The organism is Chitinophaga filiformis (genome assembly GCF_900102545.1).
GTDB classification, from domain to species: Bacteria; Bacteroidota; Bacteroidia; order Chitinophagales; family Chitinophagaceae; genus Chitinophaga; species Chitinophaga filiformis.
Genome location: NZ_FNBN01000005.1, coordinates 312,495 through 328,922 on the forward strand (window position 1 = coordinate 312,495; position 16,428 = coordinate 328,922).

The 16,428-nt window shown below is 44.7% G+C and carries 12 protein-coding genes; 8 read left to right on the forward strand and 4 right to left on the reverse strand.

The features are described from left to right. Positions 1–69 precede the first annotated feature (69 nt). A complete protein-coding gene (locus BLR32_RS21425) occupies positions 70–1,023 on the forward strand; it encodes an acetyl-CoA carboxylase carboxyltransferase subunit alpha (RefSeq protein WP_089834897.1) in 954 nt (317 codons plus the stop codon). A 101-nt stretch (positions 1,024–1,124) separates the two neighbouring features. Further along, the gene (gene dapA / locus BLR32_RS21430) at positions 1,125–2,003 is read left to right on the forward strand and encodes a 4-hydroxy-tetrahydrodipicolinate synthase (RefSeq protein WP_089834898.1); all 879 of its coding nucleotides are present in this window, start codon (positions 1,125–1,127) and stop codon (positions 2,001–2,003) included. A 72-nt stretch (positions 2,004–2,075) separates the two neighbouring features. Here the strand turns inward: dapA and BLR32_RS21435 are convergent, their stop codons facing one another. Then, a complete protein-coding gene (locus BLR32_RS21435) occupies positions 2,076–2,984 on the reverse strand; it encodes a ribonuclease Z (RefSeq protein ID WP_089834899.1) in 909 nt (302 codons plus the stop codon). A 105-nt stretch (positions 2,985–3,089) separates the two neighbouring features. Continuing rightward, complete coding sequence (locus tag BLR32_RS21440) at positions 3,090–3,464, reverse strand: STAS domain-containing protein (protein WP_089834900.1); 375 nt, start codon at positions 3,462–3,464, stop codon at positions 3,090–3,092. 195 nt (positions 3,465–3,659) lie between these two features. On the opposite strand from BLR32_RS21440, the gene BLR32_RS21445 reads away from it, so the two are divergent. Continuing rightward, the gene (locus tag BLR32_RS21445; protein WP_089834901.1) at positions 3,660–6,194 is read left to right on the forward strand and encodes an ATP-dependent Clp protease ATP-binding subunit; all 2,535 of its coding nucleotides are present in this window, start codon (positions 3,660–3,662) and stop codon (positions 6,192–6,194) included. 254 nt (positions 6,195–6,448) lie between these two features. Here BLR32_RS21445 and BLR32_RS21450 read toward each other — a convergent pair whose 3' ends face one another. Then, positions 6,449–7,162 (reverse strand): FkbM family methyltransferase, encoded by a 714-nt coding sequence (locus BLR32_RS21450; RefSeq protein WP_176842376.1) that lies wholly within the window; start codon positions 7,160–7,162, stop codon positions 6,449–6,451. A 672-nt stretch (positions 7,163–7,834) separates the two neighbouring features. Here BLR32_RS21450 and BLR32_RS21455 point away from each other — a divergent pair. Beyond that, positions 7,835–9,655: a hypothetical protein gene (locus BLR32_RS21455; protein WP_143011540.1), complete on the forward strand. Its 1,821-nt coding sequence runs from the start codon at positions 7,835–7,837 to the stop codon at positions 9,653–9,655. A 116-nt stretch (positions 9,656–9,771) separates the two neighbouring features. Here the strand turns inward: BLR32_RS21455 and BLR32_RS34505 are convergent, their stop codons facing one another. Further along, the gene (locus BLR32_RS34505; RefSeq protein ID WP_262487431.1) at positions 9,772–9,903 is read right to left on the reverse strand and encodes a hypothetical protein; all 132 of its coding nucleotides are present in this window, start codon (positions 9,901–9,903) and stop codon (positions 9,772–9,774) included. Between the two features lie 10 nt (positions 9,904–9,913). Here BLR32_RS34505 and BLR32_RS21460 point away from each other — a divergent pair, with 10 nt between their 5' ends. From BLR32_RS21460 to BLR32_RS21475, 4 genes are all read left to right on the forward strand, one after another. Continuing rightward, the gene (locus tag BLR32_RS21460) at positions 9,914–11,452 is read left to right on the forward strand and encodes a T9SS type A sorting domain-containing protein (protein ID WP_176842377.1); all 1,539 of its coding nucleotides are present in this window, start codon (positions 9,914–9,916) and stop codon (positions 11,450–11,452) included. Between the two features lie 113 nt (positions 11,453–11,565). Next, positions 11,566–13,245, forward strand: a complete 1,680-nt coding sequence (locus BLR32_RS21465; protein ID WP_143011541.1) for a hypothetical protein — start codon at positions 11,566–11,568, stop codon at positions 13,243–13,245. Between the two features lie 81 nt (positions 13,246–13,326). Beyond that, on the forward strand, positions 13,327–14,016 hold the full coding sequence (gene cmk / locus BLR32_RS21470; RefSeq protein WP_089834906.1) for a (d)CMP kinase: 690 nt from the start codon (positions 13,327–13,329) through the stop codon (positions 14,014–14,016). 473 nt (positions 14,017–14,489) lie between these two features. Further along, the gene (locus BLR32_RS21475; protein WP_176842378.1) at positions 14,490–16,412 is read left to right on the forward strand and encodes a tetratricopeptide repeat-containing sensor histidine kinase; all 1,923 of its coding nucleotides are present in this window, start codon (positions 14,490–14,492) and stop codon (positions 16,410–16,412) included. The last annotated feature ends 16 nt before the right edge of the window (positions 16,413–16,428 follow it).

Here is a 16,428-nt window from a genome sequence, read left to right on the forward strand (position 1 = left end):
CAAATCTTTTTTAAAAAATATTTTAGCGTTTATCTTTACATCGTTCTTTAACCAATTTTATACATAAATATGCAATTCCTGGATTTTGAGAAACCTATTGAGGACCTGTATGATCAGTTGGAAAAACTGAAAGAGAATGGAGCAAAGTCAGGTGTAGACGTTACCGCCACTGTAAAGGAGTACGAGCAGAAGATCGCCGCTACCCGCCTGGAAGTATACGAGCACCTTACCAGTTACCAGAAGGTACTGCTCAGCAGACATCCTGATAGGCCCTATACCCTGGCGTACATTGAGAAAATGTGTACCAATTTCGTGGAGCTGCATGGCGACAGGAATGTGAAGGATGACAAGGCTATGGTCGGTGGTTTTGCTGACCTGGATGGAGAAACCGTCATGTTCATTGGTCAGCAAAAGGGTATTAACACCAAAATGCGCCAGATCCGCAACTTCGGTATGGCAAACCCAGAAGGTTACAGAAAGGCCCTGCGCCTGATGAAACTGGCTGAAAAGTTCAATAAGCCTATTGTTACCCTGATAGATACTCCCGGTGCTTATCCTGGTCTCGAAGCTGAAGAGCGCGGACAAGGCGAGGCAATTGCCCGTAATATATTCGAAATGGTGAAGCTGCGGGTGCCCGTGATCTGCATCATTATCGGAGAAGGCGCTTCCGGTGGTGCACTGGGTATTGGTATCGGAGACAGGATCCTGATGCTGGAAAACAGCTGGTATACAGTGATCTCTCCCGAAAACTGTTCTACTATCCTCTGGCGTAGCTGGAACTTTAAGGAGAAGGCGGCAGAAGAACTGAAGCTGACATCTGACCATATGAGCCGCTTTGGCCTGGTAGACGGCGTTATTAAAGAGCCACTGGGCGGTGCACATGTGAATCCGGACGAAATGGCGGACATTCTGAAGCAAACCATTAAGAACACCCTGGCTGAACTGAGAAAGATCGATGCCGATACCCGTATCGAGCAACGTATCGATAAGTTCAGTAACATGGGATTTTTCGACGAGCGCTAAAATTATTTTGTCATATACCATTCCAAATTGTCATCTTTGCACCACCTTTAGATTGATAAAGAGGGCGATTTGGAATTTGTTATCTGGAATTTTCACAAAATATGGAACAATTGAGAGGCACCGGTGTGGCACTGGTTACGCCCTTTAAAAAAGATGAAAGCATCGACTGGAATGCTTTGGAAAAAGTGATTGATCATGTGATTTCCGGCGGGGTTGACTATGTAGTATCCCTGGGGACAACCGGAGAAACTCCTACACTAAGCGCAGAAGAGAAGCTGGACATTATGAAGTTCACCTTCGAAAAGGTGAATAAGCGCGTACCGGTGGTAGTAGGTATTGGTGACTACAATACCCGCGATGTTGTCAAGCGGCTGGAATCCTGCCCGCTGGATGAAGCTATAGCGGTATTGAGCGTTGCTCCCTACTACAGTAAGCCTAGCCAGGAAGGATTGTTCCAACATTATAAAGCAGTAGCAGCTGCCTCTCCCAAACCGATCATCCTGTACAACGTACCAGGCAGAACTGGCCGTAATATGACAGCGCAGACTACCCTGAAACTGGCAAATGAAGTGCCTAACATCATTGCCATGAAGGAAGCCAGCGGAGATATGATACAGTGTATGCAGATCATCAAGGATAAGCCGAAAGGCTTCCTGGTGGTGAGTGGCGATGATGCACTGGCATTCCCTCAGATCGCTACCGGTATGGATGGCCTGATCTCTGTTGCTGCGAACTATTATGCAAAAGATGTGGCAGGAATGGTAAAGGCTGCACTGGCGAACGATATTCCTACAGCACGTGAGCTGCATTACAAGCTACAGGACTCATTTGACCTGATGTTTGAAGAGAACAATCCTGCCGGCGTAAAAGCGTTTATGGCAGATGCAGGACTTATTGAGAATGTTTTCCGCCTGCCGGTAGTGCCGGTAAGCACCGGATTACATAGCCGTATAGCTGCTTTCAGGAAAAATTACAAGTAAGACCAGGTATTGGTAAGAAATAATGATCCCCGTTCTGCTGAGCAGGACGGGGATCTGTATTTTAAACGATGATCAGATGATGTAGGTAGCACCTTCAACAGCCACATCAGAATTAGGGAATACTTCCCGGCATTCCTCTTCAAAGCACTTCAGGTCTGTATACTTGGAGGAAAAGTGCCCGACTATCAGCCGGTGGGCATGGGCTTTTAATGCCAGGGTGGCTGCCTGTACAGTAGTACTGTGAAACCGTTCTGCCGCTCTTTCCGCGAGGGCATGTAAATATGTCGTTTCATGGTAAACCAGATCTGCATTGTGAGCAAAGCGGACCAGCTCTTCGGAGTATGCCGTATCGGCATAGAAGACATACTTTTTCTCTTTAGGAGGAGGCAGTGTTACCCAGTCATTTTTTACAATGAACCCATCTTTACGTTGATAATCAGCGCCTTCCTGCAATTTTGAGTAGAAGGCCGCAGGAATTTCATACACTTTGGCCTGCTCGGGAAGAAGTTTGCGTTTCCGCTTCTGCATTTCGAATATAAACCCGTAGCAGGGAATACGATGCATGGTAGGAAAAAAGCTGACATGCAGGTCTTTATCGCTCAGAATATGCCCCTGGTTCTCTTCCAGCAGAGGTACAAACTGCAGTTCAAACTGGAAAATGGAGCCCGAACATTGCATTTGCAACTGGATAATAGCTTCCAGTTCAGGCGGAGCGAAGATGGTCAGAGGCTCTTTCCTGCCAAGGAGGCTAAGGCTGTTTAAAAGGCCTATAAGGCCGAAATAATGATCTCCGTGAAGATGACTGATGAAAATGTATCTCAGGCGGCTGCTTTTGATCTTATAGCGCGCAAATTGTAATTGTGTTCCTTCTCCGCAATCAACCAGTATCAGCTGATCATTACATGTTATAATCTGAGCTGTTGGATGTCTTTCTAACGTGGGGAGAGCCGAATTGTTGCCTAAAATGGTGACTGCAAACATGAACGAAAATAAATAATTACTAAATTCTCCTATTTATTCCGAAAAATGGAATCTATTTCCACATTACGGAAAAATATAGCACCAATATGTGAGGAGCAGAAAAAATTATTCCTCATCCTGCATCAGTTCCCGCTCATAATCTTCCATCATTACGAGGTCAACAGCCTCTAACATAGTAGGAGCAAGGTTATAGACCGTTTCGTCCGCTGCTTTAATTGCATTTGTTAAAGTGCTGTTAAGGCCGGTAAGCGCACATGACATTCCGCCGTCATATTGTTGATGGTATACTGTTAAAATGGCTTTAAGCCCTGTATCATCGGCTTTTTCCACTAATGCCATGTCCAGTATAAGGTTGCGGCCCTCCAGATCTGGTAATTCTGATACCTCTTTAGTAAACCTGGCTGACAAATTAGCATCCAGGGTGGTAATTTGAGGCTGTACAATCAATATTTTTTCTTTGGTATCAATTTTGAATTCCATAAGCAAGATTTTCTTTTATAAGTTAGTAAATAAGTAATCGGGAATCCTGCCAAATAACAGCCTTCTTTCTTACTTCGCCACCCTTAATTGTATACTTATACTATTAAAGTGTTAGGGTAAAGGTAAATCAAAATTATTTGCTAATATTGTATAAGCAAGTCCCCGTAAGGGTTTTAATAATTTAATATTCTCACAATGGACCAGAATTTTTCACCGCAAGTAAAGGAGATCATTTCGTTTAGCAGAGAGGAAGCTTTACGCTTGGGGAATGATTTCATCGGCACAGAGCACCTGCTGCTAGGCATAATTCGAGAAGGGGAAGGGACAGCTGTTAAAATTCTGCAGGCTTTAAATGTAGACCTTTATGAACTACGTAAGGAGGTTGAATTGGCCGTAAAAGATAAGACAGGAAAAAACATCGCCAATATCAACAGTCTACCGCTTACAAGGCAGGCGGAAAAGGTAATACGCGTTACCGTGCTCGAAGCGAAGGCCCTGAAAAGCCCGACAGTTGAAACAGAGCACTTAATGCTTTCAATCCTCAAGAATAAAGAAAACGTTTGTACACAAATCTTACAACAGTTTGACGTGGATTACGACACTTTTAAAAACGAGCTGGGCTTCGTAAAATCTGCTGATCCCAAAGCGGAGTTTGATGATCCTGGAGAAGAGGAATTTGAAGATGAGCGTAAGAGCTTTGCCTCCAAGGCCAAACAGACCAATACGAAGTCTAAAACTCCTGTGCTGGATAATTTCGGCAGGGACATCACTAAGCTGGCCGAGAGTGGCAGCCTTGACCCTATAGTGGGTCGCGAGCAGGAAATTGAGCGTGTATCGCAGATATTGTCCCGCCGTAAAAAGAACAATCCGATCCTCATCGGGGAGCCGGGTGTTGGTAAAACAGCTATCGTAGAGGGCCTCGCACTGCGTATCGTGCAGCGTAAGGTATCCCGCGTACTGTTTGACAAACGCGTGGTAAGCCTCGATCTGGCAGCCCTCGTGGCAGGTACCAAGTACCGCGGACAGTTCGAAGAAAGGATGAAAGCCATCATGAATGAGCTGGAAAAGAACCGTGACGTTATACTTTTCATAGATGAGATCCACACCATCGTAGGTGCAGGAGGCGCTTCAGGTTCCCTGGATGCTTCCAATATCTTCAAACCTGCCCTGGCACGTGGAGAACTCCAATGCATCGGTGCTTCCACTTTGGATGAGTACAGAATGTATATTGAGAAAGACGGTGCATTAGACCGCCGTTTCCAGAAAGTAATGGTAGATCCTCCAACCGTAGATGAGACTATTCAGATCCTGAATAACATCAAACCACGCTACGAAGAATACCACAACGTAAGCTATTCTGATGATGCAATTGAAGCGTGCGTTAAGCTCAGCGATCGCTATATGACAGACCGTCTGCTGCCTGACAAAGCTATCGACGTACTGGATGAAGTGGGAGCAAGAGTGCACCTTAAAAACATCAACGTACCTCAGAATATCCTCGACCTGGAAAAACAGATCGAAGATATCAAGCAGGAAAAAAACAAAGTAGTAAAGAGCCAGCGTTTTGAAGAAGCTGCTGCACTGCGTGATACAGAAAAGAAACTGGGAGAAGATCTGGAGCGTGCGAAGAATGTGTGGGAAGAAGAAGTGAAACACAAACGCTATCCGATCGACGAAGAGGCTATCGCAGAAGTAGTGAGCATGATGACAGGTATTCCTGTTAAACGTATGGTACAGGCTGAAACTGAAAAACTCCGCCGCATGGGTGAAGACCTGAAAGGCGCTGTTGTTGGACAGGATGAGGCCATCACCAAAGTGACCAAAGCGATTCAGCGTAACAGGGTAGGGTTGAAAGATCCTAAGAAACCAATCGGTACCTTCATCTTCCTCGGACCTACCGGGGTTGGTAAAACCGAGCTGGCAAAATCCCTCGCACGTTATATGTTCGACTCAGAAGATAGCCTGGTGCGTATCGATATGAGTGAATATATGGAGAAATTCTCCGTAAGCCGTCTGATTGGTGCGCCTCCGGGATATGTAGGTTATGAAGAAGGTGGTCAGTTGACTGAAAAGGTACGCCGTAAGCCTTACTCTGTAATCCTCCTGGATGAAATTGAAAAAGCACACCCTGATATTTACAATATCCTGTTACAGGTGCTCGATGATGGTATTCTGACTGATGGTCTGGGCCGTAAGGTAGACTTCAAGAACACACTCATCATCATGACTTCTAACATCGGTGTTCGTCAGTTAAAAGACTTCGGTGCAGGTGTTGGTTTCACTACCACAGCAAAAGCAACCAGCGAAGAAGACAATACAAAATCAGTGATCGAAAAAGCACTGAAACGTACCTTCTCACCTGAGTTCCTGAACCGTATCGACGATGTGATCATATTCAACTCACTGAGCAAAGAGCATATCTATACCATCATAGATATCACTATGCAGAGCGTGCTGAAACGCCTTCAGAACCTGGGCTTCAGCCTGGAACTGACAGACGAGGCGAAAGGCTTCCTGGCAGAGAAAGGTTACGATCAGCAGTTCGGCGCCCGTCCGTTGCACAGAGCGATCCAGAAATACCTGGAAGATCCTCTGGCTGAGGAAATACTGAATATGAATATTCATAACGGAGATGTATTGCTCGCAGATCTTGACAAGGAAAATCAGAAACTGATCTTCACTTTAAAGAACTCTCCAAAGAGCAACAAATCCGAAAAATCAGAAGCATAAACAATTAAGCCATAGTTGATAGAAATTGTTTTTGATAGGAATCCCGGACATTAGTCCGGGATTTTTTTATCTGATTATTTCAATCTGGTTCGTTAAGCAATGATGTGGGGTAAAGATCAGGTTAAAGAAAACCTTGCCGGAACGGTCGCACAGATCCTTGGCTATACGTCTGTAGCTCTTGTTAACCCTGGTAATAGATGCAGGTAATAAAGCCATTTAAGGCTATTATCAGCAGGAGAGAAGCCAGCGAGGGATCAACCCCGATGTGCATAGATGTTCAGCTGCTGGTCAAAACTGTGAAACTGTTTGTGCTTTAATAATGGGTATGGCACATTATCACTTGCTTCCTGTATATAATACATGAAGCCGGCGTTGTTGAGAATCTCCAGTATTTCTGTCAGATGAGAAGACTCCCTGATATCTCCATGATACTCTACAAAAAGATGCTGCACATTAGCCAGGTCATCTTTACAATCCTTCAGCACTTCATATTCTGCTCCTTCAATATCCATTTTCAGGAAATCTACCTTCTGATGTAAAAAGCTGGCTAAGCGTGTACATGGAATATTGACAGTCTGCGTATCCGGTGTGTCTGACAGAGAAATCTTGCTGGCCTGTGAACCGGAAGCCTGGAAAGAGATATGTCCTTCTTTTGTCCAGACCGCCTGCTGCCGCACGCTTATATCATTCATGTCATAGCTTTCCACATTCTTTTGGAGAATGGCCAGATTATCTCCGTCCGGTTCAAATGCCAATACCTTCGCCTTAGGATAGAGCCATTTGAAATACAGAACGCTCAGGCCAATGTTGGCGCCACAATCAATAACATAAGGAGTATCTGTATCTGCTTTAAAGCGATAGATCTCGTTAGTGATTAACTCTTCATAGGAATGCATAAATTCCCATGCCCTCTTAAACCAGATCTGCCCGTTCTTATATGGTAGACTATTGATCTTGTTGTCAGGCAAGTGTTTTAGCCGTTTTTCCTGGAAAAAGCTTAGTTGGTTAGGCTTGCGTTGCGAGCGAAATTTCTTTCCCAGGCCTAAAAATAGATTCTGCACCACTCCCATATCTGAAGTATGATTTCCTTTTTATGTAAACAGATTTGCTAGAAGCATTAAAAATAGTGAATTGTTCAATCAGAACAGCAGAAACTTGCCTTGTTGCTGTGTCCGGATATCTTCAAAAAAAATATAACATGAACGTGGTATTTCAGAGCCAGTACTCTGCGATGAGAATGACGGCGATGCATTTTGTTTTTATATTTGCAAAAGAATTAAATGATAATCAATTAAATATAAAATGGTTGTGCCCGTCAAAATGATACGTTCATGTCATAAAAGTAATATTAATAATATTAGATATTTGCATTATACAAAATGGGACATCCACAGCAGGTGGTGCCAGACTCGTAAACGACAAGTGAACAACATCCAATCTTTCTTAACCAACCTTTTTTAACCAGTCTTCATTACTGTTAAAACCTGGCCCGGTGCAAACGGGGGTCTAGTCAGAATAGGTTTGCCTCAAAGCGGATAAACTATAATGGCTATATGCGCATGACAGGTGCGTGTTTTCGTTTGCAACAAATCATGGTAACATATTTATTAACGGATATAAAATCTATCTATCCCTATACTATGAAATCAGTTTTACGCAACACTTCACGCACAATTCTCTTAGCTGGAGGTCTGACCCTTGCAGCTACAGCAGTTCAGGCACAGATGAAGATCGGTGATAATCCTTCACAGATCACGAAATCAGCTATCCTGGAGCTGAGCAGCAACAAACAGGGTCTCTTGCTGCCAAGAGTTCCAAACTTCACAGCTATCGACGCCGCTATCGGAACTGATGCTGTGGACGGTATGATCGTATACCTGGCCAGCGGTACCACTACTGAGGGCGTATACATGAGAAAGGGAGGCGCCTGGGTAAAGATTGCCAGCACAGCTGACGCTCTGGCCAACTGGAGCCTGAAAGGAAATACAGGTACTACAGCTGCTGATTACCTCGGTACTGCTGATGCAAATCCGCTTTCTATCCGTACAAACGGTGTTGAAGCGATTGGTATACAGGCCGACAGACAGTTGAAATTTTCAACTGTAAACCAGGATAATACCCTGCTGGATGTAATGATGTTAAGCGGTACAGGCATCGTTTCGAAAAGGACATTACCACAGACTGCCTTCAAAGCGCTGGCAGCTAATATCTTCGCTAATGCTGATTCTGCACATGCATCTTTCAACATTAGTGAAAACACTACCACCGGAGAAATTACAGTAAATGCGCCTATTATGGCTCCTACTGCTACTGCTGCCTATGGTTTCATGAAAAAATCTGACTGGGATAAATTACAGGCCCTGTCAAGCGGTACCAACCTGTCTATCGCCGACTTCATCACAGCGATCGCTGCTGGCCAGGAAAACAGAGGTGGTCGTATCACTTACGATCCGCTTACTGCCAGCTACAAACTGGAACTGACTGCAGCCAGCGCTACTCTGGCGGGTATCGTAACCACTGGTGCACAGACCTTTGGTGGCGATAAGACCTTCAACGGTGCTGTAAATGTGGGTACTACATTAGGTGTAACCGGTGCTGCTACGCTGGGTAACACATTAGCTGTAACCGGCAACACTACACTGAATGGTGCTACTACAGTTAACAATACACTCGGTGTAACCGGTGCTGCTACACTGGGTAATGATCTCAGTGTAACTGGTGCTACCACATTGAATACACTGGCAGTGTCCAATGGTACTACACTCAATGGCACACTGACACTGAACAGTGTGGCAAATGCTGCTACTGCTGCATCTTATGATGTGCTGGTACGTGAAGGAAGCACTGTTACAAAGAGACCATTCGACCTGGATGCAATCGCAAAAGCGATCCGTACTATCCAGGCAGGTGCTGGTACTACCAGCAATGTGAATGTAGCTTTCAAAACAGACAGCGCTGGTGCAAACTTCGACATACAGGCAACTGCTAACGATGTTACTTTCAACCTGCCTAACGCAAGTGCTGTAGATGCTTCACACACTACAGCTCAACGAGGTGTGGTATCTACCGCCACTCAGAGCTTCGCTGGTAACAAGAGCTTCGCTGCGGCTGTTGCTGTAGGTAAGACAGCTCCGGCCAACTCAACCCTGGAGGTGAATGGTTCTGTACAGATGAGAATTACAAAGACCACTACTTCATACGCTATCAACGATACTGACAACACAGTACTGGCAGATGCTACCAGCGGTGCACTGACCATCACACTGCCTACTCCTTCTGCTGCTATTGCCGGTCGTATTTACACAATCAAGAAGATCGGTACCGGCGATATCAATAACGCAGTTACTGTACAGCCAAGCGCTGGTACTATTGAAGGCGGCGCCAACTACATGATCTACAATGACTGGACCTTCATTACTATCCAGACTGATGGTGTGAACTGGTACATTATCAGAAAATAAAAAATACTACATAACAGGAGCAGTAATCGACTGCTCCTGTTAGTTTTTTTATTGCTGAATTCTCCCGGGACCCGCAAGATCTCTACAATCAATACTATAACGGTCCGGAACCTTGCTTAATTCCGGAACCTTAATATCTGTGCCGTAGCGCCTGCAGACCATGATGCGCTGCCGTTGCTACGGATATAATGGCTGGTGAGGTTGAAATTAAAAGGCATAATACCCTGCATGAAGAGATATTTACTCATATTATGTTTAGTGGTTCTTTCTATAAATACTATAGCTCAGAACGCAGCATACATTCCTCCAGACGGCAAGGTGTGGAGCTTTGGTAATGTCGCCTTTTTCGGAGATGTTACCAATGACGGTATGCTGGGATCCAGTCCCGCTTCTGTGCTTTATTTTCTGGGTAAACAGTGGACGAATAGTTATTCTGCTTTATTGTCTGATGAAAGCTCTTCCGGCCTTAATGGTACCGGGGGAATTTTTCGTTTTATGAGTAAAAGCGGCCAGCAGATCATTGCCGGCGGCTATAATGTGGCTTCGAAGACGGGCGCCAGCTTCCCCAACCTGGAAATTAACAATGCCAACGGTGTTGTGCTTGCGGACCTGCACGACCTGCATATAAGAAATACACTACAGTTAACCAACGGTCATGTATTCCTGAATGGATGGAACCTGATGGTTGGGACTGATAATCCGGGCTCTATTACGGGGTATAGTGATCAACGTTTCATTGTTACCGGAACTGAAACAGCAGGTGGTTTCCTTTATCGTGCAAAACTGAGCAGCAGCGCAGGACAGGTAGTGTTTCCAGTAGGTACCAGCGCCACAAACTATGCACCTGCCGGTGTACGCTATGAAGGCTCTCCGGAAGATTTTAAAGCCAGGGTTTTTGACAGCGTATTCCTGCGCGCTATAACAGGCAGGACGCTTTATGACAGCGTGGTATATAAAACCTGGAACCTTGGACAGGAAGGGAACGGTACAGGATTGACAAGTGTTGCGCTGCAGCACATGGATGCTGATGAAGCGCCGGAATACAGTGTAAACCGTAGCAGCAGCTATATCAGCCGTTTTATAGATACTGACTGGGAATTACGTAGAGCCGTAAATGATGGTATGGCGCCTGGCACACTGACCACACAGCCCATGCTACAGAGCGCGACAATGCACTCCCGTGGTTTTGCCGGCATTGGCATGAACATGTACTTTGCCAAGCTGACCTCCCTGTCGTATAGTTATCTGCCGGCGGATATTATTCACTTTAACGCTTACCGTGTAAGTTATTCACTGGTCGACCTTGTATGGACAACCAGCCGCGAAACTAACAACGCTGTATTTGAAATAGAGCGGATGCTGGATAACGAAACAGCGTTTAAGAAGATTGCTACTGTACCAACAAAAGCGCCAGGTGGTTACAGTACAACCCGTCTTGACTACTATTATCAGGATACCAACGATTATGATGGATGGAGCTATTACCGCATCAAGGCGGTATCAGCTACCGGAAAGTATGTATACACAGACGTAAGAGAAGTAGGACCGCTGATCCAGGCTACTGTATTCCCGAACCCGAACTATGGCGACTTTAAGGTAACTGTTCGAGGTATTAAGACACCGCTGATCGTACAGGTATTTGATACATGGGGTCAACAGGTACGCAGACTGGAAATGGTCGGTCAGAGTGAGGTAAACATCAGGGATATGCCTACCGGTACTTACTTCCTTGTATTAACACATAAAGAGACGAAGAAACAGGCTTATGTCTGCAAAGTAGTCGTAATAGATCATTGATACCTATGATTTATCTGTCAACAGATAAAGACATTATATAAAACATTGCAGGAAGTACACAGGTAATACTGCCTGTGTCTTTCCTGTTCTATTTCAGGAAATTGTTCAGAAATATGAAGAAGATATTAACGCTATTATTCCTTTCGGTGACCACATTGTCTTATGCACAGCAGCTGAAGCTGGGGAATAATCCCAGTGTGATAAAGAAATCGGCATTGCTGGAACTGGAAAGTGGCTCACAGGGATTGTTACTGCCGCGTATCAGCGACACAACATCGACAACAATTAAAAGTTCACCCGATGGAATGCTGATATATCTGACGCTCAATAATAGTTTAACTGTACGTTCACTGGGGGCATGGCAAAGTCTGGGTAGTCCTACCTTTACACTGACTGGAGATGTTACCGGAACAGGTACGGGCACCGTAGCAAGTACGATCAGTAATCAGGCTGTGACTTTTGCAAAAATGCAGAATATCAATACACAGAAACTGTTAGGAAGGTATACGGCAGGTCTGGGTAGCACACAGGAAGTATCCCTGGATAATAGTCTTAAGTTCAATGCGGGAGGTACTTTGTATGCAGACAGCTCCCTTGCAATCTGGAATGCGTCCAAACTGGTTGGATTGAGAGTGTCAAGCAAAGCGCCTGCAAACGGGGAGGTATTGAAATGGAATGGTACAGCGTGGGAATCAAATACGGATAATGGTGGTAGTTCCAGCCTTACGCTGACCGGAGATGTTACCGGAACAGGTACCGGTACGGTAGCAAGTACTATCAGTAATCAGGCCGTGACCTTTGCAAAAATGCAGAACATCAATACCCAGAAATTGCTGGGAAGATATACAGCAGGCGCCGGCAGTCCGCAGGAAGTAGCCCTCGATAACAGCCTTAAACTGAACACGGGAGGTACGCTGTATGCAGACAGTTCGCTGGCTATCTGGAACGCTTCCAAACTGGTGGGCCTGAGGGTATCCAGCAAAACACCTACAAGTGGTGAAGTTCTGAAATGGAATGGTACTGCCTGGGAGACAAATACGGATAATGATGGTGGTGCTACCTATGGTACATTGGCTGACAATGATATCGGTAATGCAGACGTGGCAGGGTCTACCACACGTATGAAAATATGGGCCAGTCCTGTGACCGGGGTAGTTACCAATGGTCCGGCTGGTACGACTGCTTATGCATGGAGTACAATGGCCTTTAAGGGAAATAACGGCGGATTTACTACTCAGTTATATTTCGATAAGAATACACTGGCGCTGAAAGAGTGGACGGGTATTACTGCTCCGCTGGGAACGACCGCTATCAATGGCTGGTACAAGGCGATTATGACTAATGGTAATAACACTATTACCAATGGATCAATCATATTTGGCAGCGTGACCAGCGATGCTTCTTCAGAGGTAGGACAAGACAATGCCAATTTCTTCTGGGATGATACGAACAACCGTTTGGGGGTTAAGACAAATGCTCCCACCTCCACAGCGATGGTGAACGGAAGTTTCAGTCTGCCGATCCGTGGTGTTACCAGCAGTACAACATTAACCGAAAGCGATTATACTGTTGTAAAAACCAGCGGTGCAAATATTACAATAACGTTACCGGCTGCCAATACCTGTAAAGGCAGGATATATGTCTTTAAAAAGCCTAACAATGGTACGGTTACAATTGACACAAATGGCGGCCAGATCGACGCAGCAGCGTCTGTATCCTTAACAAGTTCTTCGAGGATTTCATATACCATCCAGTCAGATGGAAGTAACTGGTGGATCATTGCCGGTATATAACCGGCAATCTTGTTCCATTTTTCCAAAATTCTTTTAACTTTACACCGTCTATTCATCTCATAGTTATTTAATTACAGGGTTTTGAAGAAAATTATTATTACAATAGATGGTTATTCCTCATGTGGAAAGAGCACGCTGGCTAAACAACTGGCTGCGGAGCTGGACTATGTGTATATAGACAGTGGAGCCATGTATCGTGCGATAACCCTGTATTTTATACAAAACCGGGTAGACTGGACCGATCATGAGGCTGTAAAGGCGGCCCTGCATGATATTCACCTGGAGTTCGAATTCAATCCCCTCAACGAGGCGTCTGAAATCACGCTGAACGGGGAGAATGTGGAACACATGATCCGGGAGATGCTGGTGGCTGAAAAAGTGAGTGAAGTAGCCGCAGTAAAAGAAGTACGTGAATTTGCTGTAGCACAGCAACAGAAAATGGGCGTTAGAAAAGGGATTGTGATGGATGGCCGTGATATCGGAACTACTGTATTCCCGCATGCTGAACTGAAGATATTCATGACCGCGGATACCGCTATCCGCGTAGAACGCCGGTTCAAGGAGTTATATGCCAAAAATAAAAATATCAGTATCCACGAAGTGAAAGAAAATCTGGAACTGAGAGATTATATCGACACTAACCGGGAGATCAGCCCTTTACGGAAAGCCGAAGATGCTATTATCCTGGATAATAGTCAGTTAACACCTGATGAACAGTTGAAGCTGGTACTGCAATGGGTGGACGATGCGGTGCTTGTGCAGTCTTCCTGAATTTATTTTTAGTTTTAAGAAATCCTTGTTAAATTTGTTATGTTCCCGGTACAAACCAGGAAGAAACCCATAGATAATTTTCCACATCCTCTAGAATTTCCTGCATTTTTTATTTAATGGTATTGTATTGACGGTTCATTTGATGTACCGGTAAATACTAAGCATATTATTTTCCCAACGTGGTCAAGAGAAGTCATAAGGGATCAGCAATGATCTTTTTAGAACTATATCCAACAGACCTGTTGCTATTAACCGTGAAGCTAGTAATTACATATATATCCAGGCTTTGTGGGCTGATATTTATTAAACTTAATGTGGTGCAGGGCGGGGATGCCTGCCTTGTTCCATATTTTCAGTAGGTGTATTCGGTTAATAGGAAGAAGGGGCGAATTCTTTCGCCCTTTCGCTTTTTTAATTAACTTGTGGTATTACCTCGGCTGTGCATGTTTAAAGGCTATATCTATCTATTTTTCTTGCTTTTGTTTGTAAAGGGGAACATTACACTGGCGCAGGATTCCGCCCTTGTATACCGGACGCTCGATTCTGCCAGAAAACTTCCCGGAGATACCAGTAAAGCAGACTGGCTCATTGATAAGGGTAAATTACTGGGAAGGTACTTCGACAAACGTGGGATGGAAAACCTCTTTTTCCAGGAAGCAATAACCCTCTCTCAGCGTATCAAATATACGCGGGGGATATTCAATGCATATATTGAGACCGGCATTTCAAAAAGGAACAAATCCGAATACCTGCTCGCTGCCGATTATCACCAGAAAGCTGTTAAATATGCCGAAGAAGCCAGGAATGATCTCTGGCTCTGTAACGCCCTGAATAATACCGGGGTAGACTACCGCAGGATGGACGATCAGCTGGAAAAGGCCTTTGATTATCACTTCCGGGCGCTTCAGCTGGCGGAAAAGATCAATGACGTCCGCAATATCTGTATTGCCATCAATAGTATTGGCAACATCAAACTCTCCACTGAAAAATATGCAGAGGCCATCAATCACTTTGAAAAGGCCCTGGAGCTGGAAAAACAAAGCAAAAACTCACTCGGAGTAGCCATCAATCTTGGCAATATCGGTTATGCGTACCAGGGATTAGGAAAACTTGATCTCGCCATTGACTATTACAAGAAATCACTGGCTGTGAACCAGCAATTGAATAACAGTATCGGGCTGGCCATCTGTTATAATGCCCTTGGCTCTGCCTACCAGGAGAAAAAGGACTATGCACGCGCCCATGAATACCTGAATAAGGCCCTGGAAGTGAATGGTAATGTGGATGATAAAGTACACGTGGCTGAAAGTTATCTGAACATCGGTAAGCTGTGGAGCCTGCAGGGAAAATATGAGGAAGCGCATAAATACTTCATGCAATGTATTGAACTCTGCCAGACCTGGCGCTTCAAATACCTGTTAATGGAGGCTTATAAGGCCATTGCGAACAATTATAAGGTGAAAGGAGACTTCAAGCGTTCTATGGAAGCCATGGAAAAATCGCTGGTCTATAAGGATAGTCTGCTGGAAGAACAATCGTCGCTGGCATGGGCGCAGACACAGGCCGTTTATGAGGTAGATCGTAAAGACAACCAGATCAAACTGTTGGAACATGATAAGCAGATAAGTGAGCTGCGTACCAAACGGAATGTCGTATATACCTTGTCTATGGCAGGCTTTGCGTTGATGTTGGTCATAGGAGGGTTCTTTTATATCCGTCACAGGAACCTGGAAACCAATAAACAGACCCTGCAACTGGAACTGCGGTCCCTCCGTGCGCAGATGAACCCACATTTTATTTTTAACTCGTTAAGCTCTATTCACCGGTTTATCTGGAGCAATAACCAGGAGGAGGCTTCAGACTATCTGACCAAATTTTCCCGTTTAATGCGAATGATTCTTGATAATACGCAGTACACATTCATATCTTTGAATAAGGAACTGGAATCTTTGCGCCTGTATCTTGACCTTGAAAAGTTGCGTTGCAATGATGTGTTTGATTATCAGATCACTGTGTCAGAAGATCTTAATGAAGAGGAGGTAATGATCCCTCCGATGATTATTCAACCGTATGTAGAAAATGCCATCTGGCATGGATTGGTGCACAAATCCGGAAAAGGATTACTGGAGATAGCCGTTTCAGTAAGAGGAAAAACCCTGACCTGCACAGTAACAGATAATGGTATCGGGCGTAAAAAAGCAGTAGAAATAAAGGAGAAAAAAGGACAAACCCATCGCTCAATGGGCATGAAAGTAACAGAAGGAAGAATAGACCTTATCAGAAAGATCAATAATACCAAAGAAGCAGATGTAAATATAACTGATCTGGAAGATGAAACCGGGAAAGCCCTGGGAACACAAGTGAAACTCATCTTACCGGTGGAATTCATATTTTAATAAACCTACAAAGACA

What these genes read in the sequence shown, in the direction of transcription:
- BLR32_RS21425 (WP_089834897.1), top strand. Translation starts at nt 70, where the DNA reads ATGCAATTCCTGGATTTTGAGAAACCTATTGAGGACCTGTATGATCAG.
- dapA (WP_089834898.1), top strand. Translation starts at nt 1,125, where the DNA reads ATGGAACAATTGAGAGGCACCGGTGTGGCACTGGTTACGCCCTTTAAA.
- BLR32_RS21435 (WP_089834899.1), bottom strand. Translation starts at nt 2,984, where the DNA reads ATGTTTGCAGTCACCATTTTAGGCAACAATTCGGCTCTCCCCACGTTA.
- BLR32_RS21440 (WP_089834900.1), bottom strand. Translation starts at nt 3,464, where the DNA reads ATGGAATTCAAAATTGATACCAAAGAAAAAATATTGATTGTACAGCCT.
- BLR32_RS21445 (WP_089834901.1), top strand. Translation starts at nt 3,660, where the DNA reads ATGGACCAGAATTTTTCACCGCAAGTAAAGGAGATCATTTCGTTTAGC.
- BLR32_RS21455 (WP_143011540.1), top strand. Translation starts at nt 7,835, where the DNA reads ATGAAATCAGTTTTACGCAACACTTCACGCACAATTCTCTTAGCTGGA.
- BLR32_RS34505 (WP_262487431.1), bottom strand. Translation starts at nt 9,903, where the DNA reads ATGAGTAAATATCTCTTCATGCAGGGTATTATGCCTTTTAATTTCAAC.
- BLR32_RS21465 (WP_143011541.1), top strand. Translation starts at nt 11,566, where the DNA reads ATGAAGAAGATATTAACGCTATTATTCCTTTCGGTGACCACATTGTCT.